This is a genomic window from Amycolatopsis thermoflava N1165 (assembly GCF_000473265.1).
GTDB classification, from domain to species: Bacteria; Actinomycetota; Actinomycetes; order Mycobacteriales; family Pseudonocardiaceae; genus Amycolatopsis_E; species Amycolatopsis_E thermoflava.
In genome coordinates, this window is the sequence record NZ_KI421511.1 from 6,350,827 (window position 1) to 6,368,749 (window position 17,923).

Below are 17,923 nucleotides of genomic sequence, written 5' to 3' on the forward strand. Positions count from 1 at the left end.
ACGCGGTGAACTGGGTCGACGTCCTGGTCATTCTGCTGGCGCTGGTGGCGGCTGTCTCCGGCGCGCGCCAGGGCGTGGTGATCGCGTTGCCCGCGCTGGTCGGCGTGATCGGCGGGGCGATCCTGGGCATCCGCATCGCGCCGTGGGTCGTCGAGTTGTTCGAGAACCCGGCCGCCAAGGTCGCCTTCGCGGTCGCGACCGTGGTGTTCCTGGTCGCGCTCGGTGAGACGCTCGGCGTGTGGCTGGGCCGTCGGTTCAAGTACGCGGTCAAGCGGCGGTTCAACACCGACAAGCTGACCGGCATCGACCAGACGCTGGGCGCGATCGTGCAGGCCGTCGTGGTGTTCGTGGTGGCGTGGCTGATCGCGGTGCCGCTGACCGGCGTCGCGGCGCTGCCCGGGCTGGCACGGGCGATCAACAACTCGACGGTGCTCGGCACGGTCGACAAGGCGATGCCGCCCGCCGCCGAGGGCCTGCCCAGCGAGCTGCGGAAACTGCTCGACGTCTCCGGGTTCCCGTCCATTGTGGACCCGTTCCAGAAGACGCAGATCAACGACACCGCGCCGCCGGACACGACGCTCCAGGACAGCGCCGTGGTGCAGCAGTTGCGCGGCAGCGTGCTGAAGATCCGCGGCACGGCCGAGTCGTGCTCGCGCACGCTGGAGGGCAGCGGGTTCGTGATCGCGCCGCAGCGGGTGATGACGAACGCGCACGTGGTGGCGGGCACGGAGACGACGGCGGTCGAGACGTCGGCAGGGCGGCTGCCCGCGCGGGTCGTGTACTTCGACCCCGAGGTGGACGTCGCGGTGCTCGCGGTGCCCCGCCTGGACGCGACGCCGCTGCGCCTGGCGCCGGAGGCGGCGAAGGCGGGCGACAGCGCGATCGTCCTCGGCTACCCGCTGGACGGCCCGTACCGCGCGACGCCGGCCCGCATCCGCAACCAGATCACATTGCAGGGCCCGGACATCTACGACTCCCGCACCGTGCGCCGCGACGTGTACACCGTGCGGGCGCAGGTGCGCAGCGGCAACTCGGGCGGCCCGCTGGTCGACCCGCAGGGCCAGGTCGTCGGGGTGGTGTTCGGGGCGTCCGTCGAGGACGCCGACACCGGCTTCACGCTGACCGGCAACCAGGTGCGCCCGGTGATCGAGTCCGCGCCGTCGCTGAGCGCCCGGGTCTCCACCGGAGCCTGCGCCGCCTGACCGCCCCGCGAGTTCCACGCTCCCGGCCGCGCAGGTCCCGGCGTCAGGCCTTCGCCAGGAAGTCCAGCAGCGCCTTGGTGGTCTCGGCGGGTGCCTCCAGCTGCGGGAAGTGACCGATGTCCGGCAGCTCCTCCAGAGCGGAGTGCGGGCCGCGCCACGGGGCGGACGCCCTGGCGGTCTCCGGCAGCACGCACGGGTCCGCGGCACCGTGGATCTGCAGCACCGGCGCCGCCACGCGCGTGCCCACCGCGCTCGCGAACCGGCGTCCTTCGCCGCGGAACTGGGCCCGGAACGCCCACCGGTAGTACTCCAGCGCGCTGTGCGCGACACCAGGGATCCGGACCGCTTCGCGGAACATCGCGGCGCTGGTGTCGAAGTCGCGCGTCGCCGTCCACCGTGGGCCGGACCAGGCGCGCAGCAGGCCCTCCAGGTTCGCGCCGTCGTCCTCGGTGAGCCACCGCTCGGGCGCCATCGGCACCTGGAAGCGGAACAGGTGTGCCAGGGCCCGCGTCTGGTTGGACCCCTTGCGCCGGAACGCGGTACGGCCGATCGCGCTGCGCAGGGCCATCGGGTGCGCGCCGCCCAGCACGGTCACGGAAGCCACGACCCGCGGGTGCAGCGCGGCCGCCGTCCAGGCCAGCAGCCCGCCCCACGCGTGCCCGACCAGGTGCGCCTGCCGTTCGCCGAGCGCGCGGACCAGGCCTGCGACGTCACCGGCGAGCGTCCACGCGTCGTAGCCGCGAGGGGGTTTGTCCGAATCGCCGTAGCCGCGCAGGTCGGCCGCGACCGCGTGGTAACCCGCGTCGGCGAGGGCGGTGAGCTGGTGCCGCCAGGTCCACCAGAACTGCCCGAAGCCGTGCAGGAACAACACCAGCGGCCCGTGCCCGGCCTCGGCGACGTGCAGCCGGATGCCGTTCGCGGACACGTCGCGGTGCGCCCACGGCCCGTCGATCCGGACGATGGACGGGTCGGGCGGCGTCACGGTCGCGCCTGAGCGGTTCAGCTGTGTTCGGGGACGGTGTCCCGGCGCGGCTTGAGGGCCGCGGCCGTGTCCTTGACGCTGGTGATGGTGCGCTCCGGCGCCCGGATCTTCTTGACCTTGCGGTAGCCGAGGAGGCCGAACAGCCCCGCGACCAGCAGCATCAGCAGGAACACGATGCCGAACGCGGCCCACCGCTTGAGCCACTCGGACAGCAGCTCGCCGAGGAAGAAAAAGAAGAAGAACGAGCTGTAGAGCCCGATCACCCCGGCGACGATGAAGAAGACGCTGCCCTTGGCGCCCTTCTTGACCTCGCCCATCACCTCGGACTTCGCCAGCTCGACCTCGGCCCTGACCAGCGTGGACAGGTGCTGGGTGGCCTGGCTGACAAGGCTGCCGATCGACTGGCCGTCGGACGTGGACTCGGCCTCCGGGCTCAGTGGGATGTAGGGCACGGCCCCGTGGGCATCCCGACCGTTGCGTTCGTGCTCCTGGCTGCTCACGGGGGTCATCGTGCCAGAAGACCCAGCACGGGGCGCGGTTAGTCCTCCGCTGCGGCGTGTACCTTGTTGCGCCGCAGCAGCACCGCCGCGCCGGTCAGCGAGCACACGGCGGAGGCCAGCAGCACCGCCGTGCGGGCCAGGTCACTCGTTTCGCCGTCCAGCGCGAGGTCCGCGATCAGCAGCGACACCGTGAACCCGACGCCGCCGAGCAGCGACAACGCCGCGATGTCCCGCCAGCCGACCCCGCGCGGCTTCTCCGCGAGCCGCAGCTTCACCGCCGCGAAGCAGGCGCCGAAGATCCCGACCGCCTTCCCGACCACCAGCCCGAGGAACACCGCGAGCGGCACGGCCTCGGTGAAGACGCGGCCGAGCGAGTCGCCGCTGACCGCGATACCGGCGGCGAACAGCGCGAACACCGGCACGGCGACCGCCGCCGACCACGGCTGCAGCCGGTGTTCCAGCCGGATCGCGGGCGCGTGCTCCTCGTCCGGGTCCGGCCGCACGCGGGTGAGCAGGCCGAGCGCGACGCCGGCGATCGTGGCGTGCACGCCGGCCGAGTGCACCGCGACCCACACGACGACCGCGAGCGGCACGTAGATCCACCACGCCCGCACCCGCTTGTGCTGCAGGAACGCGTACAGCGCGAGCGCGGCGACCGCGACCAGCGCGGCGACCAGGTTGAAGGACGTGGTGAACAACACGGCGATGAGGATGATCGCGCCCAGGTCGTCGACGACCGCCAGCGACAGCAGGAACACGCGCGCGCTGCTCGGCAGGTTCGACGCGGTGAGGGCGAGCACACCCAGCGCGAACGCGATGTCGGTCGCGGTCGGGATCGCCCACGCGCGCTCCATGCCCTCCGCGCCGTCGCCGACGAGCAGGGCGACCACGGCGGGGACGATCATGCCGCCGACGGCGGCGATGATCGGCAGCACGGCCTTCTTGAGCTGCGACAACTCGCCGACGACCAGCTCGCGCTTGAGCTCGAGCCCGGCGACGAAGAAGAACAGCGCGAGCAGGCCGTCCTTGGCCCAGTCGCCGATCGACAGGTTCAGGTGCAGCAGGTGCGGGCCGACGTGGAAGTCGCGCACCACCCGGTAGGACTCGCCGATCGGCGAGTTCGCCCAGATCAGGGCTATGGCGGTGGCGGCGAGCAGGATCATCCCGCCGGTGGTTTCGGTGCGCAGGTAACGCACGAATTCGCTGGCGGGGCGGCGCGGCTGGCCCACTGCAGGCTCCTCCGGGATCGGTCGGACCGAGTCTTGCCGACCAGACTTCCCGGCGCACCGTTAACCATCGTACCTTACGGGCCGGTAACATGATGCCCAACAGGAGTCGTAGCATGTCACTCGCCAACGTTGTCTAGACCTTAAAAGGGCGGGGCAGTGACGACCTCCACCGAGGCGAAGCGCGACACCCGGTTCTTCGGGCACCCGATCGGGCTCGCGAACCTGTTCGGCGTCGAGATGTGGGAACGCTTCTCGTACTACGGGATGCTCGGCATCCTGCCGATCTACCTCTACTACTCGGTCGCCGAGGGCGGCCTCGCGATGCCGGAGGCCACCGCCACCAGCATCGTCGGGGCCTACGGCGGTCTGGTGTACCTGTCCACGATCGTGGGCGCCTGGGTCGCCGACCGCCTGCTGGGGTCCGAGCGCACGCTGTTCTACAGCGCCGTGCTGATCATGATCGGGCACATCAGCCTCGCGTTCCTGCCCGGTTTCCTGGGGATCGGCGTCGGCCTGGTGTGCGTCGCAATCGGCAGCGGCGGGTTGAAGGGCAACGCCACCGCGGTCGTCGGCACGCTCTACGGCGAGAAGGATGAGCGGCGCGACGCCGGCTTCACGATCTTCTACATGGGCGTCAACCTGGGCGGGTTCGTCGGCCCGCTGCTCACCGGGCTGGCGCAGAGCGAGGTCGGCTTCCACCTCGGGTTCGGGCTCGCCGCGATCGGCATGGCGATCGGCCTGACCCAGTACACGGTCTTCCGGCGCAACCTGCCCGACACCGCCCGCGAGGTGCCCAACCCGCTGCCCGCGCAGCGGCGGCCCGCGGTCGGCGGGGTGCTGCTGGTGCTGGTCGCCGTCATCGTGGCGGCCGTGCTGAGCGGGATCGTCACCGCGGCCAACCTGTCCGACGTGGTCGTGTGGATCGTCGGCATCGCGTCGGTCGTCTACTTCGCGGTGATCCTGACCAGCAGCAAGATCACCGCCATCGAGCGGCGGCGGGTGCTGTCGTTCATCCCGATGTTCATCGCCAGCGCCGCGTTCTTCGCGCTCTACCAGCAGCAGTTCACGGTGGTCGCGGTGTACTCGGACCAGCGGCTGGACCGCGACCTGTTCGGCTGGGAGATGCCGGTGAGCTGGGTGCAGTCGATCAACCCGGTGTTCATCCTGCTGCTCGCGCCCGTGATGGCCGCGCTCTGGATCAAGCTGGGCTCGCGTCAGCCGTCGACGCCGATCAAGTTCGCGCTCGGCACGTCCGTGATGGGTGTGGCGTTCCTGCTTTTCCTGTTCTTCGCCGGCGGCGCCGGAAACAGCACGCCGCTGCTCGCGCTGGTCGGGATCCTGCTGGTGTTCACCGTCGCGGAGCTGATGCTGTCGCCGGTCGGCCTGTCCCTGTCGACGAAGCTGGCGCCGGACGCGTTCCGCACGCAGATGGTCGCGTTGAACTTCCTGTCGGTCTCGCTGGGCACCGCGCTGTCCGGCTCGCTGGCCGAGTACTACGGCACCGACCACGAGGCGTCGTACTTCGGCATCGTCGGCGGGGTCGCCGTCGTGATCGGTGTGGTGCTGGCGCTGATCAGCCCGTTCGTGCGAAAACTGATGTCGGGCGTGCGCTAGCCGGTCGAATCCGTCCGGTGTCGTTCGACGTCACAGCAACGGACGGAACGAGACGACCAGGGAGCTGAGATGGCCACAGCAGTGCTCGACATGTCGATGTCGCTCGACGGCTACGTAGCGGGCCCGAACGACGGACCGGGAAACCCCGGCGGCGACGGCTTCATGCGCCTGCATGAATGGGCGTTCACCCCGGACTTCCAACCGCGCCAATCCGGCCCGAGTGCCGAGCTGATGGACCGGATCGGCGCGGCCGGCGCGGTCGTCAGCGGGCGGCGGACCGCGGAGCAGGTCGACCACTGGGGTGGCGACCACGGGGGCATGGGCATCCCGATCTTCGTGCCCAGCCACCGGCCGCCCGGCCCGGAGGTGGCCGGTTACCCGCTGGTGACCTACGTGGACGGCATCGTCGAGGCGATGGCACGGGCGAAGGCCGCCGCCGGCGACCGCCGCGTGCACGTCATCGGCGCGTACACCGGGCAGCGGGCGATCGAGGCGGGCGTGCTGGACGAGGTGCAGATCCACCAGATCCCCGTGCTGTTCGGCGGCGGCCGCAGGCTGTTCGACGTACTGCCCGCGCGGGTCGAGCTGGAGATCCTCGAGGTGATCGACACGCCCGAGGCAACCCACATCCGCTACCGCGTACCGCGCTAGCCGGCGGTGATGCCGAACAGCGTGCCGACGTAGTAGGTGACCAGCATGGTCAGCGCGCCGACGCCCACGTTGCGCGCCACCGCCCGGCCCGGCCCGGCGCTGCCGAGCCGGGCGCTGGTGTACCCGGTCAGCGCGAGGCCCGCGACGACGGCGATCGCGCACGTCCACACCCGCCACGACGTGGGCGGCAGCGCGATCGCCAGCAGCGGGATGAGCGCGCCGATGGAGAACGACACGAACGACGCCCACGCGGCCTGCCACGGGTTGGTCAGCTCGTCGGGATCGATGCCGAGCTCGGCCTCGGCGTGGGCGGCGAGCGCGTCCTTCCGCGACAGCTCGCGGGCCACCTGCTCGGCGAGCTCCCGGGACAGGCCCTTGTCCTCGTAGATGTCGGCGAGCTCCCGCTCCTCGGCCTCCGGCATCGTCTTCAGTTCTTGTTTCTCCAGCTTGAGCGCGGCCTGTTCGGTGTCCCGCTGGGTGCTCACCGAGACGTATTCCCCGCCCGCCATGGAAAGCGCGCCCGCGACCAGCCCGGCTATTCCGGCCATCAGAATGGCGCCGTGGTCGGTGGTCGCGCCTGCGACGCCGACCACGAGCCCGGCGACCGACACGATCCCGTCGTTCGCCCCGAGAACCCCGGCGCGCAGCCAGTTCAGCCTGCTGCCCAGTCTCTCGCCGTGGGGTTCGTGCGCGTGCGCCTCGGCGGCGTCCTTCGTCTCGGTCACGTGGTCATTGAAGCACCCCGGGGCCGGTTTCCCGCATTAGCTGAGTCTTGCCTAAACCGCAGCGGTCCGCCGGTAAAAAAGTTCGCGCGTCGGTGTCGAGAACCCGTGATCGGCTCCGTCTCCGGTGCGAACGCGGCCAGAATGGGCCGCACCACATCGAGGAGAAGATCATGGCCAAGTACCTGCTGCTCAAGCACTACCGGGGCGCTCCGGCGGCGGTCAACGACGTGCCGATGGACCAGTGGACGCCGGAGGAGGTCACCGCGCACGTGCAGTACATGCGGGATTTCGCGGCCCGGTTGGAGGAGACCGGTGAGTTCGTCGACGGTCAGGCGCTGGCGCCGGAGGGGACGTGGGTGCGCTACGACGGGGAGGGTCGTCCGCCGGTGACCGATGGCCCGTTCCCGGAGACGAAGGACCTGATCGCGGGCTGGATGGTGATCGACGTGGACAGCCACGAGCGTGCGGTCGAGCTGGCCGGGGAACTGTCGGCCGCGCCCGGCGCGGGCGGGAAGCCGATCCACGAATGGCTCGAGCTGCGCCCCTTCCTCGCCGAGCCGCCCACCGTCACGGAATGAGCCTCGCGGTGGACGAGGCCCTGCTCCGTGGTCTCACCCCGACTGTGCTCGCGATCCTCGTCCGCCGCGGAGCCGACTTCGCGGCGGCCGAGGACGCGGTGCAGGAGGCGCTGGTCGAGGCGTTGCGTGTGTGGCCCGCTGACCCGCCGCGCGATCCGAAGGGCTGGCTGGTCACCGTCGCCTGGCGGAAGTTCCTCGACGCGACCAGGGCGGACGTGGCCCGGCGCCGTCGTGAGGACCTCGTCGACGAGGAGCCGGAGCCCGGGCAGGCCGTCGGCGTGGACGACACGCTCCAGCTGTACTTCCTGTGCGCGCACCCGTCGCTGAGCCCGTCTTCCGCGGTCGCGCTCACGTTGCGCGCGGTCGGCGGCCTGACCACCCGGCAGATCGCCGCCGCGTACCTGGTGCCGGAGGCGACGATGGCGCAGCGCATCAGTCGCGCCAAGCGGACGGTCTCCGGGGTGCGCTTCGACCAGCCCGGCGACGTCGCCACCGTGCTGCGCGTGCTCTACCTGGTGTTCAACGAGGGGTACTCCGGTGACGTCGACCTGGCGGCCGAGGCGATCCGGCTGACTCGCCAGCTCGCGGCGGTGATCGACCACCCCGAGGTGGCCGGGCTGCTCGCCCTGATGCTGCTGCACCACGCCCGGCGCGCGAGCCGGACCGCGCCCGACGGCAGCCTGGTGCCGCTCGCCGAGCAGGACCGCGGCCGGTGGGACACCCGCTTGATCGCGGAGGGCGTGGAGATCCTGCAGGCGGCGCTGGCCCGTGACCGGCTCGGCGAGTTCCAGGCGCAGGCCGCGATCGCCGCCCTGCACGCCGACGCGCCCACCGCGGAGGAGACCGACTGGGTGCAGATCGTCGAGTGGTACGACGAGCTGGTGCGGTTGACGGACAGCCCGGTGGTGCGCCTGAACCGCGCGGTGGCGGTCGGCGAGGCGGACGGCCCCCGCGCGGGCCTGGCGGAACTCGCGTCGCTGGACGAAGGACTGCCGAGGTACGCCGCGGTATCGGCGTACCTGCACGAACGCGATGGTGACCTGGCGAGCGCCGCCCGGCTGTACGCGGAGGCCGCCGCGAAGGCCACGAACCTCGCCGAGCGCGACCACCTGACCCGCCAAGCCGCACGACTGAACACGAGGCTGCGCGGTTGAGCTGACACCCAATGCCCGGCGCCTCAGTGCCCCAACGCCCGGCGCCCCAACACCAGGCGCCTCAGCGCCCCTCCGCCCAGGCGCCCCGGCGCACCCCTGCCCGCGCCGGGACTTGCCTGCGCTGAGGCCCTGGCTCGGCGACGCTCGCTGGATGTGCCCGCTGCGCCGGGGCGGTAGCCCCTGTCGGGTGGTGGCCGCGGGTAACCCCGCGCCTCTACCCCCGGCGGGTGGCAGGACTCCGCCCACCCTCCCAGGCATGCCCGCTCCGCGGGCACAGCAGCTGCCGCTGGGCGATGGCCTCCGGTGACCGCCGTGCAGTCACCCGCGCAGGGACCTCCCCACTGCGGTTTTCGGCTGCGAGCCCACGAGGGTCAGCCGATCGCCTCCGGCAGCCGTCGGACGCGGTAGGCCGCCTCGATCGTGTTGCCGGTCGCCGGGTCGCCCAGTTCGACCCGCCATTCGCCGGCGAACTGGTTCACCCCCGGCACCATCGGGATGGTCCCGGAGATCAGCACGACCCCCGGCTCGTACAGGCCGCGCTCGCGCAGCACGTCGAGCCAGTGCTGCGGCGTCAGCAGCTCGGCAAGCGTGCCGTCCTGGATCAGCTGCCCGTCGGCCCAGCCGCGCAGCGTCAGCGAGTCCAGCCGGTCCGCCACGTCGTCCAGCCGCCACGCCTTGCGCCCCAGCACGTCCGGCGCCGCGTTCTTGCTCCACGCCACGCCGTGCACCTCGAGCTCCCGGTCGGTGTGGTCGCACGCGACGGTGAGCAGCACCCCCTCGGCGGTGATCACCAGCGCCCACTCCGCCTCGCCGGACGTGCGGTCGTGCTGGGCGGGCACCTCGTCGGTCTGGGCGGCCAGGTACGGGGCGACCGGGTACAGCGCCGGCGTGACCTTCGGCGCCGGCACGCCCAGCTCGGCCAGCTCGGCGACGTGCGCGGCGACGTCCGCCTGGTCGCGGCCCGCGTACCCGGCGTTCAGCAGGGTCGTCACCGGAGTGGTCACCGTCGTGCCGTCGGGCAGGTCGAAGCTCAGCGTCGGCATGTCGTCCTCCGTAATTTCGGGTAACCCAGTTCTTACCTGCGAGGGGTTGCGCATGCAGGTTGTATACAACGAGTATTACAGCATCGTGGCACCGAATAGATCAGGATGTGAGCAATGACCTCGGTAACGCCGACCGTGGACAGGGCGTCGCTACGGCGTGCCTTCCTGGCCAGCCTGTCCGGCACGTCGCTGGAGTGGTACGACTTCGCGGCCTACTCGGTGGCCGCGGCCACCGTGTTCGGACACCAGTTCTTCCCGGCAGGCGACCCGCTGGTCAGCACGATGGCCGCGTTCTCCACCTACGCCGTCGGTTACCTCTCCCGTCCGCTCGGCGGGTTCGTCTTCGGCCGTCTCGGCGACGTGCTCGGCCGCAAGCGAGTCCTGGTGATCACGCTGCTGCTCACCGGCATCGCCACCTTCCTCATCGGCGTCCTGCCGACCCACTCCGCGATCGGCGGCACGGCGGCGGTGCTGCTGGTCCTGCTGCGCTTCGCACAGGGCGTCGGCATCGGCGGCGAGTGGGGCGGCGCGGTGCTGCTGTCCAGCGAGTTCGGCGATCCGAAGAAGCGCGGGTTCTGGGCCTCCGCCGCCCAGGTCGGCCCACCTGCCGGCAACCTGCTCGCCAACGGTGTGCTCGCGCTGCTGGCCCTGCTGCTGACCGAGGAGCAGTTCGACTCGTGGGGCTGGCGCGTGGCGTTCCTGCTGTCCGCCGTGCTCGTCGCCTTCGGCCTGTGGATCCGGCTCAAGCTGGAGGAGACCCCGGTCTTCAAGCGCATCGCGGAGAGCGGTGAGCGACCCAGCGCGCCGATCTCCGAGGTCTTCAAGTACGAGCGCCGGGCCCTGCTGGCCGCGATCTTCGTCCGCGTCTGCCCCGACGTGCTGTACGCGCTGTTCACCGTCTTCGTGCTGACCTACATGACCCAGGAGCTGGGCATGTCCCGCAGCCAGGGCCTGACGGCGGTGATGATCGGGTCGGCCGGCCAGCTCGTCCTGATGCCGGCGTTCGGCGCCCTGTCGGACCGCATGAACCGCCGCAAGCTCTACCTCTTCGCGACCATCGCCGCGGCGATCTGGCCGTTCGTGTTCTTCCCGCTGGTGTCCGGCCGCTCGTTCGGCCTGCTGCTGGTCGGCATCGTGATCGCGCTCGTCATCCACGCCGCGCTGTACGGGCCGCAGGCCGCGCTGATCACCGAGCAGTTCACCGAGCGCCTGCGCTACACCGGCAGCTCGCTGGCCTACACGCTCGCCGGCGTGATCGGCGGCGCCATCGCGCCGCTGCTGTTCACCTCGCTGCTGGCCGGTTTCGACAGCTGGGTCGCGCTCGCGCTGTACGTCGTGGTGACCGCGGTGGTCAGCATCGTCGGCATCGCGCTCGCGCGGGAGGCCCGCGCCGAGACTCAGGTGGTCGTCAGCTGATGCTTCAACGTCTGGGCGTGGTGGTCGTCGATGGCGGCCAGCGCCGCCTCGACCTCACCGTTGGCCAGTGCGGTCACGATGGCCTGGTGCTCGTGGATGACCTCCGCGTGCCGGGTGCCTGACCGCCGCAGCGCGACGAGCCCGGCACGCACCTGCCGGGCTCGGAGCGCGGTGTAGGTCCGGCTCAGCATCGAGTTGCCCGCGGCCTCGACGAGCAGCGTGTGGAAGTGCGCGTCGAGTTCGATGAACTCCTTGGCCGACGCCGGGTCGTCGCATCGCTCCTGCTGTTCGAGGACCTTCTGCATGGCCCGCCACGGCACGGTCCCGTCCGCCATGACCCGTTCGGCCGCGAACCGTTCGAGCAGTCCGCGCAGTTCGACGAGGTCCCGCAGGTCGCGCCCGGTCAGCGGCGCGATGTACGCGCCCCGGTTGGGCACGAGCTGCACCAGTTCCTCGGCCGCGAGCTGCAGCAACGCCTCGCGTACGGGGGTGCGGGAGACGCCGACGCGCTCGGCGACCTCCTGTTCGCTGATGAAGCCGCCCTCGGCGTCGGGGTCGGCCAGCACGGTGTTCTTCAGGTAGTCGTAGGCCTTCGCCCGCCCGGACTGGGCGGGCTTGCTCGTCGCCGGCATCCGGGGCTCCCCTCCATACACGTTGTATACAGATGGTACGCGGAAAGTGGCGGATGGGAAAAGAACGCCGGGGCGGATGCCTGATCGATGGACATCCGCCCCGGCGGGTCTCGGGATCGCGCGAGGGCGATCGGTTCCGGCGGCCGAAGTCAGGCGTCGAGCTCGGCGAGGGCCTGCCTGGCCTGCTCCAGCTCGGCCTCCAACGCGGCGACCTTGGCCTTCTGCTGCTCGACGGCGGCGTTGATCACCTCGTCGATCGGCGTCGACAGGTCCTCGTGCAGCTCCTTGGCCGCGCGGGACACGGCGGAGGCCGGGATCTTCAGCCCCTGCGCGACCCACTTCGAGCCGTGCTTGAGCTCAGCCTGCCACTCACCGTCGGCGGTGCCGGTGACGGTGAGCGTGAGCTCGACGGTGCGGGTCTTCTTCGCGGCGGAGGCCTTCGGGCGGCCGCGCTTGGGCTTGGCTTCCTCGCTTTCGGCGGAGGGGGCGGCGGGAGCGGGAGCGGCTGCGGAGTCGTCCGTGACCGGCGCCGGCGTGACGGGGGTGTCCTGCTCCTGCGGGGTGGTCGTGGTGTCCAAGCTCATCGGTGCTGCGGTCTCCCTCTCGTGGGGTCCGGCTACGTCGGCCCGAATTCTAGAACAGGCGTTCGATAGCCGCTCGCTGGGGTGGGCTCGGCGATTGTCCCGCGCGACCTACTTCCGTGTACCCCCGGGGCGTCGCGTCCGGAGGGACCGATACGCTGCCGCCATCACCCGCCAGGGTGAGGAAGCGATGTCGCTCGATGGGGGCAAGTCGAAGTGGGCGTTACTTATCTGTACCCGATCGGGTGTATCTCGTTTTTCGCGCGACCTCGGCAAATGCAGCATTTGCCCTGCTCTCCCTAATCGACCCCCGTCACCCGGGAGTTTGATCACCTAGGGGGGTCCTGATAGCAATAAGGCCCAAGGCGCACCTGCGGTGCCGCATGTCTTCGGGGGAGACCGCCTTGGTGAATTCTTGTCCGATGTAGGTCCTCAAGGATTGTGGTAATGCGCATGACGTGCAGCTCGCGCACGCAGACGGGTTCTGCGCGCCGCGGACGGCTCCCGGTCCGGCTCCTCGCCGTGGCCGGAGTCTCGACCCTGGCACTGCTCACCGGGGCGTGCTCCGGTGGCGACGAGGACGGCGTGAAGCCGGCCGCGGTCAGCCAGGAAGACCTGACCCAGCTGCCGGAGGCGACCACGTTCGCCACGGTCGCGAACGCCCCGCTCGACCCGCAGCCCTCCGGTGGCGCGACGGCGGGCCGCGTGATCCACCCCAAGGCCGACATGGTCGTGTACGACTCCGTTGGCGGCAAAGCGATCGCGAAGCTGCCGTCCATCCAAATGGGATCGCCGACGTGGGTGCCGGTGATCGCGGAGCAGGGCGACTGGGTGCACGTCCTGCTGCCGACCCGGCCGAACGCCGCGTCCGGCTGGGTGCACCTGAGCGAGGGCGCCGCCGAATCCGCGCAGAACGACTACGTGGTCAATGTGGACCGTGCCGCGTTCAGCCTGGAGATCCTGGAGAGCGGCAAGTCGATCGGCAAGTGGACGATCGGCACCGGCAAGGCCGAACACCCGACCCCGGCGGGGCGTGCTTACATCATCGCCTCGATCGAGGAAACGAAGAACACCTACAGCCCGATCGTGCTGCCGCTGAGCTACCACTCCGATTCGCTGGAGACCTTCGGCGGCGGTCCGGGCACGGTGGGCTTGCACACCTGGCCCAACAACAGCTTCGTCGGCCAGGCGAACAGCGACGGCTGCATCCGGGTGCCCGCGGAGGCGCTCGACGCGCTGGTCGAACTGCCGCTCGGCACGATCGTGAACATCACGTGACGAACTGAGCTTCTTCCCCGCTTCGCCGGTGGCCGGAATGCGCTACGGGGGGCCGCCGGCTTCATTTCGCATTTCCATTTCACGAAAGGGAATTCCTTGTCCAGAAAGAAGGCTGTGGCCGGCGGCGTCGGCGTGCTCGCGACCGCGCTCGCCACCTCGGTGCTGCTCGCGCCCGCCGCCGGTGCGACCACGACCACCTCGGACGGCGTCAACTCCGCCTACGCGATCGCCGCCAAGGGCCTCCTCGGCATCGACCCCAGCCCGTACGTCACCGACGAGAAGGGCTTCGAGCAGAAGTCGCTGGCCTCGCTGAACGTGCCGGGCCTGGCGCAGGTCAACCTGCTCAACGCCTCGGCGGGCGCCGGCCAGGCGCGCGCCAGCGTCGCCGACGTCAACGTCGGGCTCGGCGTGGGCAAGCCGCTGCTGACCGCGACCGCCATCGAAGCGGAGTGCGAGGGCGGCAAGGGCACCTCTTCGCTGGCCAAGGCGAAGCTCGGTGACATCACCCTCGACGTGACCGCGCCGACCAACACCACGGTCGCCGTGCCGGGCCTGCTCTCGGTCGTGCTGAACAAGCAGACCAAGAAGGACGACGGCTCCATCACCGTCACCGCGATCTCCATCAAGATCGACAACCTGCAGACGCTGGACATCGCGTCGGTCACCTGCGCGCCGGGCGACGACGACAACGGCGGCGGCGAGACCCCGACCACCAAGCCGACCGGCACCAGCACGTCGAAGCCGAGCACGCCGACCTCGACGAAGACCAGCTCCGGTGGCGGCGCCGGCTCGGGTGCGGGCGACAAGCCCGACGCCAACGGCAAGGCCCCGAAGCCGACCCCGGTGAAGGCCCACCTGGACGTCACCGGCTGATCCGCTTCTTCCTCGGGTTCCCATGACAAGGGCCCTGCACCGCGAGGTGCAGGGCCCTTGTTCGTGCGTCAGTCCTCCTTGCCGGACTTCAGGCCGCTGGAGATCAGCTCCATGACGCTGGAGTCGGCCAGCGTGGTGACGTCGCCGATCTGGCGGTTCTCGGCCACGTCGCGCAGCAGGCGGCGCATGATCTTGCCGGAACGGGTCTTCGGCAGCTCGGGCACGACCATGATCTGCCGCGGCTTGGCGATCGGGCCGATCTCCTTGGCCACGTGGTTGCGCAGCTCCTGCACCGCCTCTTCCCCGCCCTCGGCCGCGGAGCCGCGCAGGATCACGAACGCGACGATGCCCTGCCCGGTGGTCGGGTCGGAGGCGCCGACCACCGCCGCCTCGGCCACCGTCGGGTGCGAGACCAGCGCGGACTCGACCTCCGTGGTGGAGATGCGGTGGCCGGACACGTTCATGACGTCGTCGACCCGGCCGAGCAGCCAGATGTCGCCGTCGTTGTCGTACTTCGCGCCGTCACCGGCGAAGTAGAAGCCCTGGTCGGCGAACCGCGACCAGTAGGTGTCGCGGAAGCGCTCGTCGTCGCCCCAGATGCCGCGCAGCATCGACGGCCACGGCTTGTCCAGCACCAGGTAACCGCCGCCGCCCTTGCCGACCTCGGTCGCGGTGTCGTCGACGACCTTCGCCGAGATGCCGGGCAGCGGGCGCTGCGCCGAACCGGGCTTGGTCGAGGTGACACCGGGCAGCGGCGAGATCATGATGGCGCCGGTCTCGGTCTGCCACCAGGTGTCCACGACCGGCGCCTTGCCCGCGCCGATGTGCTCGCGGTACCACATCCACGCCTCGGGGTTGATCGGCTCGCCGACGCTGCCCAGCACGCGGAGGCTGGAGAGGTCGTACTTCGCCGGGATGTCCTCGCCCCACTTCATGAACGTGCGGATCAGCGTCGGCGCGGTGTAGTAGATGGAGACCTTGTGGTTCTGGATGATCTCCCAGTGCCTGCCCTCGTGCGGCGTGTTGGGGGTGCCCTCGTAGACCACCTGGGTCGCGCGGTTCGCCAGCGGGCCGTAGACGATGTAGGAGTGGCCGGTCACCCAGCCGATGTCGGCCGTGCACCAGTAGACGTCCTCGCCGGGCTTGTGGTCGAAGACGACGTGGTGGGTGTAGGCGACCTGGGTGAGGTAGCCGCCGGAGGTGTGCAGGATGCCCTTCGGCTTCCCGGTGGTGCCGCTGGTGTAGAGGATGAACAGCGGGTGCTCGGAGTCGAACGCCTCCGGCGTGTGCTCGGTGGACTGGCCGTCGACGAGCTCGTGCCACCACACGTCCCGCTCGCCCATCGGGACCTCTTCGCCGGTGCGGCGTACGACGATGACCTTCTCGACGCTCGCGGCGCCCTCGAGGGCCTCGTCGACGTTGGTCTTCATCGGGGCGGCCTTGCCGCGGCGGTACTGGCCGTCGGAGGTGATCACGACCTTGGCCTCGGCGTCGTCGACGCGGGAGCGCAGCGCCGCCGGGGAGAACCCGCCGAAGACGACGCTGTGCATCGCGCCCAGCCGCGCGCAGGCCAGCATCGCGACGATCGCCTCGGGGATCATCGGCAGCTGGATGGCGACCCGGTCGCCGGAGGTGACGCCGAGGGAGACCAGCGCGTTCGCGGCCTTGGACACCTCGTCCTTGAGCTGGGCGTAGGTGATGTCGCGGGTGTCGCCCGGCTCGCCGACCCAGTGGATGGCGACCTGCTCACCGTGCCCGGACTCGACGTGCCGGTCGACGCAGTTGTACGCGACGTTCAGCTTGCCGCCGACGAACCACTTCGCGAAGGGCGCGCCCGACCAGTCGAGGACCTGGGACCACTTGGTGTCCCAGTGCAGCCGCTCCGCCTGCTCGGCCCAGAACGCTTCGCGGTCGGCGTCGGCCTTGTCGTACCAATCGGCCTTCGCGTTGGCCTGCGCCGCGAACTCGTCGGTCGGCGGGAACGTCCGGTTCTCGGTGAGCAGGTTGTCCAGCGCGGGGGACTGCTCTGTCATGGTGCACGGCCTCCTGAAGTCACTCATCACTGGCTGACGCCGGATGCACGGTAGCGACGTTAGCCCCCACGACGAAAGAGCGCAGCACCTCACGGCACGTCCCGCGTCGATCACCGCACGCGAGGGATGTGGCGTCGGCCACTCGGCCTGGGTTCGGGGCCCCGGATCGCCCCCTCATATGCTCGCGGGGACGCGTCGAAGGAGGTCCGAGTGGCTGAGCGGGAAGAGCTCACCTGGGAGTTGTTCGGTTCGGCCGGCCGGGAGCTCGCCCAGCAGGTAGCGGACAGCGGTTACGAGCCGGACGTGATCCTGTCCATCGCCCGCGGCGGGTTGTTCGTCGCCGGCGCGCTCGGCTACGCGCTCGACGTGAAGAACCTGCACGTCATGAACGTCGAGTTCTACACCGGCGTCGGCGAGCGCCTCGAACTGCCGGTGATGCTGCCGCCGGTGCCGAACGCCGTCGATCTGACCGGCGCGAAGGTCCTGGTGGCCGACGACGTCGCCGACACCGGCGCGACGCTCAAGCTGGTGCGTGACTTCTGCGCGGACCACGTGGCGGACGTGCGCTGCGCGGTCGTGTACGAAAAGCCCTGGTCAGAGGTGAAGTGCGAGTACGTCTGGCGGCGCACGGACCGGTGGATCAACTTCGCCTGGTCGAAGCAGCCGCCGGTGATCCGGCGCGAGGGGCAGGTGCTGGACGCATGAGCGACCCACTGGCGCCACTGCTCGAACTGGAGGGCGTGGCCGAAGCGGCGAAGAAGGCGCAGGACGCGGTCTTCGCCGTGCACCGGCTTCCGGTGAACCTGCGCGGCGGCTCGGCCACCGCCGCCGAGGCGTCCGTCCGGGGCGCCCGGGCGTCGGCCGCGCTCGACGGCGCGGACCCGGAAATCCCGGCCGACGCCGAGGTGAAGGACCCGATCCTGGCCGGCGCGCTGCGGGTCGCCGAGGCGAGCGAGTCGCTGCTGCCCACGTGGCGCCGCGCCCCGCGGCAGGCGCTGGCCCGGATGCACGTCCTGGCCGCGGCCGATCTCGTCGATGACCAGGACGCGCTGGGCCGCCCCGACCCGGCCGCCGGTGCCCGCCTGGACCTGCTGACGCAGCTGGTCACGGGCGCGACGTCGGTGCCGGGCCCCGTGCTGACCGCCGTCGTGCACGGCGAGCTGCTCAGCCTGCGGCCCTTCGGCACGGCGGACGGTGTGCTGGCCCGCGCCGCGGCTCGCCTGACCATGACGGCGACCGGGGTCGACCCGAAGGGCCTGAGCGTTCCCGAGGTCGCGTTCTTCCGCCGGGCCGCCCGGTACCAGGAGGCGGCGGCGGCCTTCGCGACCGGAAGCCCCGACGGCGTGCGCTCGTGGCTCCTCTTCGTGTGTGAAGCGCTGGAAGCGGGTGCCCGGGAGGCCAAGAGCATCGCCGACGCGGCCGGCTGAGCTGC

General features: G+C 70.8%; 18 protein-coding genes. 10 read left to right on the forward strand and 8 right to left on the reverse strand.

The features are described from left to right. Positions 1–5 precede the first annotated feature (5 nt). Complete coding sequence (locus tag AMYTH_RS0131395) at positions 6–1,202, forward strand: MarP family serine protease (protein ID WP_027933565.1); 1,197 nt, start codon at positions 6–8, stop codon at positions 1,200–1,202. 43 nt (positions 1,203–1,245) lie between these two features. On the opposite strand, the gene AMYTH_RS0131400 is transcribed toward AMYTH_RS0131395, so the two are convergent. The 3 genes from AMYTH_RS0131400 to nhaA are packed head-to-tail and all read right to left on the reverse strand — an operon-like array spanning position 1,246 to position 3,913. Beyond that, complete coding sequence (locus AMYTH_RS0131400; RefSeq protein WP_027933566.1) at positions 1,246–2,184, reverse strand: alpha/beta fold hydrolase; 939 nt, start codon at positions 2,182–2,184, stop codon at positions 1,246–1,248. A gap of 17 nt (positions 2,185–2,201) precedes the next feature. Further along, positions 2,202–2,684, reverse strand: coding sequence for a phage holin family protein (locus AMYTH_RS0131405; protein WP_027933567.1), 483 nt, complete (start codon positions 2,682–2,684; stop codon positions 2,202–2,204). Positions 2,685–2,722: 38 nt separating this feature from the next. Further along, complete coding sequence (gene nhaA, locus AMYTH_RS0131410; RefSeq protein ID WP_027933568.1) at positions 2,723–3,913, reverse strand: Na+/H+ antiporter NhaA; 1,191 nt, start codon at positions 3,911–3,913, stop codon at positions 2,723–2,725. 156 nt (positions 3,914–4,069) lie between these two features. On the opposite strand from nhaA, the gene AMYTH_RS0131415 reads away from it, so the two are divergent. Together AMYTH_RS0131415 and AMYTH_RS0131420 are read left to right on the forward strand one after the other, a co-directional pair. After that, positions 4,070–5,527 (forward strand): peptide MFS transporter, encoded by a 1,458-nt coding sequence (locus AMYTH_RS0131415; RefSeq protein WP_027933569.1) that lies wholly within the window; start codon positions 4,070–4,072, stop codon positions 5,525–5,527. A 69-nt stretch (positions 5,528–5,596) separates the two neighbouring features. Then, positions 5,597–6,178, forward strand: coding sequence for a dihydrofolate reductase family protein (locus AMYTH_RS0131420; protein WP_037322816.1), 582 nt, complete (start codon positions 5,597–5,599; stop codon positions 6,176–6,178). On the opposite strand, the gene AMYTH_RS0131425 is transcribed toward AMYTH_RS0131420, so the two are convergent. Beyond that, positions 6,175–6,903 carry a VIT1/CCC1 transporter family protein gene (locus AMYTH_RS0131425; RefSeq protein WP_027933571.1) on the reverse strand — a complete coding sequence of 243 codons (729 nt, stop codon included), beginning with the start codon at positions 6,901–6,903 and terminating at the stop codon, positions 6,175–6,177. The two genes, AMYTH_RS0131420 and AMYTH_RS0131425, sit on opposite strands and share 4 nt — an antisense overlap. Positions 6,904–7,073: 170 nt before the next feature. Here AMYTH_RS0131425 and AMYTH_RS0131430 point away from each other — a divergent pair, with 170 nt between their 5' ends. Both AMYTH_RS0131430 and AMYTH_RS0131435 read left to right on the forward strand, forming a co-directional pair. Then, the gene (locus tag AMYTH_RS0131430; RefSeq protein WP_027933572.1) at positions 7,074–7,481 is read left to right on the forward strand and encodes a YciI family protein; all 408 of its coding nucleotides are present in this window, start codon (positions 7,074–7,076) and stop codon (positions 7,479–7,481) included. Next, complete coding sequence (locus AMYTH_RS0131435) at positions 7,478–8,635, forward strand: RNA polymerase sigma factor (protein WP_209440804.1); 1,158 nt, start codon at positions 7,478–7,480, stop codon at positions 8,633–8,635. The genes AMYTH_RS0131430 and AMYTH_RS0131435 overlap by 4 nt, the downstream gene beginning before the upstream one ends. Positions 8,636–9,006: 371 nt before the next feature. Here AMYTH_RS0131435 and AMYTH_RS0131440 read toward each other — a convergent pair whose 3' ends face one another. After that, positions 9,007–9,678, reverse strand: coding sequence for a DUF2848 domain-containing protein (locus tag AMYTH_RS0131440; protein ID WP_027933574.1), 672 nt, complete (start codon positions 9,676–9,678; stop codon positions 9,007–9,009). Between the two features lie 114 nt (positions 9,679–9,792). Between AMYTH_RS0131440 and AMYTH_RS0131445 the strand changes: the two genes are divergently transcribed. Next, the gene (locus AMYTH_RS0131445; protein ID WP_027933575.1) at positions 9,793–11,094 is read left to right on the forward strand and encodes an MFS transporter; all 1,302 of its coding nucleotides are present in this window, start codon (positions 9,793–9,795) and stop codon (positions 11,092–11,094) included. Here the strand turns inward: AMYTH_RS0131445 and AMYTH_RS0131450 are convergent. Both AMYTH_RS0131450 and AMYTH_RS0131455 read right to left on the reverse strand, forming a co-directional pair. Beyond that, the gene (locus AMYTH_RS0131450) at positions 11,076–11,726 is read right to left on the reverse strand and encodes a GntR family transcriptional regulator (protein WP_027933576.1); all 651 of its coding nucleotides are present in this window, start codon (positions 11,724–11,726) and stop codon (positions 11,076–11,078) included. The genes AMYTH_RS0131445 and AMYTH_RS0131450 overlap by 19 nt on opposite strands. A 149-nt stretch (positions 11,727–11,875) precedes the next feature. Beyond that, positions 11,876–12,310: a DUF6319 family protein gene (locus AMYTH_RS0131455; RefSeq protein WP_027933577.1), complete on the reverse strand. Its 435-nt coding sequence runs from the start codon at positions 12,308–12,310 to the stop codon at positions 11,876–11,878. 444 nt (positions 12,311–12,754) lie between these two features. On the opposite strand from AMYTH_RS0131455, the gene AMYTH_RS0131460 reads away from it, so the two are divergent. Both AMYTH_RS0131460 and AMYTH_RS0131465 read left to right on the forward strand, forming a co-directional pair. After that, on the forward strand, positions 12,755–13,585 hold the full coding sequence (locus AMYTH_RS0131460; RefSeq protein ID WP_027933578.1) for a L,D-transpeptidase: 831 nt from the start codon (positions 12,755–12,757) through the stop codon (positions 13,583–13,585). Between the two features lie 96 nt (positions 13,586–13,681). After that, positions 13,682–14,458: a choice-of-anchor P family protein gene (locus tag AMYTH_RS0131465; protein WP_228685032.1), complete on the forward strand. Its 777-nt coding sequence runs from the start codon at positions 13,682–13,684 to the stop codon at positions 14,456–14,458. Positions 14,459–14,526: 68 nt separating this feature from the next. On the opposite strand, the gene acs is transcribed toward AMYTH_RS0131465, so the two are convergent. Further along, entirely contained in the window at positions 14,527–16,491 is a 1,965-nt protein-coding gene (acs, locus tag AMYTH_RS0131470; RefSeq protein ID WP_027933580.1) for an acetate--CoA ligase, read from the reverse strand. A 210-nt stretch (positions 16,492–16,701) separates the two neighbouring features. Between acs and AMYTH_RS0131475 the strand changes: the two genes are divergently transcribed. Both AMYTH_RS0131475 and AMYTH_RS0131480 read left to right on the forward strand, forming a co-directional pair. Beyond that, positions 16,702–17,196 (forward strand): phosphoribosyltransferase, encoded by a 495-nt coding sequence (locus AMYTH_RS0131475; RefSeq protein WP_027933581.1) that lies wholly within the window; start codon positions 16,702–16,704, stop codon positions 17,194–17,196. Further along, on the forward strand, positions 17,193–17,918 hold the full coding sequence (locus AMYTH_RS0131480; RefSeq protein ID WP_027933582.1) for a hypothetical protein: 726 nt from the start codon (positions 17,193–17,195) through the stop codon (positions 17,916–17,918). Before AMYTH_RS0131475 ends, AMYTH_RS0131480 begins: the two co-directional genes overlap by 4 nt. Positions 17,919–17,923: the final 5 nt, after the last annotated feature.

Bases quoted from the DNA above. Each gene is read 5' to 3' on its own strand.
- AMYTH_RS0131420 (WP_037322816.1), top strand. From the start codon at position 5,597: ATGGCCACAGCAGTGCTCGACATGTCGATGTCGCTCGACGGCTACGTA.
- AMYTH_RS0131430 (WP_027933572.1), top strand. From the start codon at position 7,074: ATGGCCAAGTACCTGCTGCTCAAGCACTACCGGGGCGCTCCGGCGGCG.
- AMYTH_RS0131435 (WP_209440804.1), top strand. From the start codon at position 7,478: ATGAGCCTCGCGGTGGACGAGGCCCTGCTCCGTGGTCTCACCCCGACT.
- AMYTH_RS0131440 (WP_027933574.1), bottom strand. From the start codon at position 9,678: ATGCCGACGCTGAGCTTCGACCTGCCCGACGGCACGACGGTGACCACT.
- AMYTH_RS0131445 (WP_027933575.1), top strand. From the start codon at position 9,793: ATGACCTCGGTAACGCCGACCGTGGACAGGGCGTCGCTACGGCGTGCC.
- AMYTH_RS0131450 (WP_027933576.1), bottom strand. From the start codon at position 11,726: ATGCCGGCGACGAGCAAGCCCGCCCAGTCCGGGCGGGCGAAGGCCTAC.
- AMYTH_RS0131455 (WP_027933577.1), bottom strand. From the start codon at position 12,310: ATGAGCTTGGACACCACGACCACCCCGCAGGAGCAGGACACCCCCGTC.
- AMYTH_RS0131460 (WP_027933578.1), top strand. From the start codon at position 12,755: ATGCGCATGACGTGCAGCTCGCGCACGCAGACGGGTTCTGCGCGCCGC.
- acs (WP_027933580.1), bottom strand. From the start codon at position 16,491: ATGACAGAGCAGTCCCCCGCGCTGGACAACCTGCTCACCGAGAACCGG.
- AMYTH_RS0131480 (WP_027933582.1), top strand. From the start codon at position 17,193: ATGAGCGACCCACTGGCGCCACTGCTCGAACTGGAGGGCGTGGCCGAA.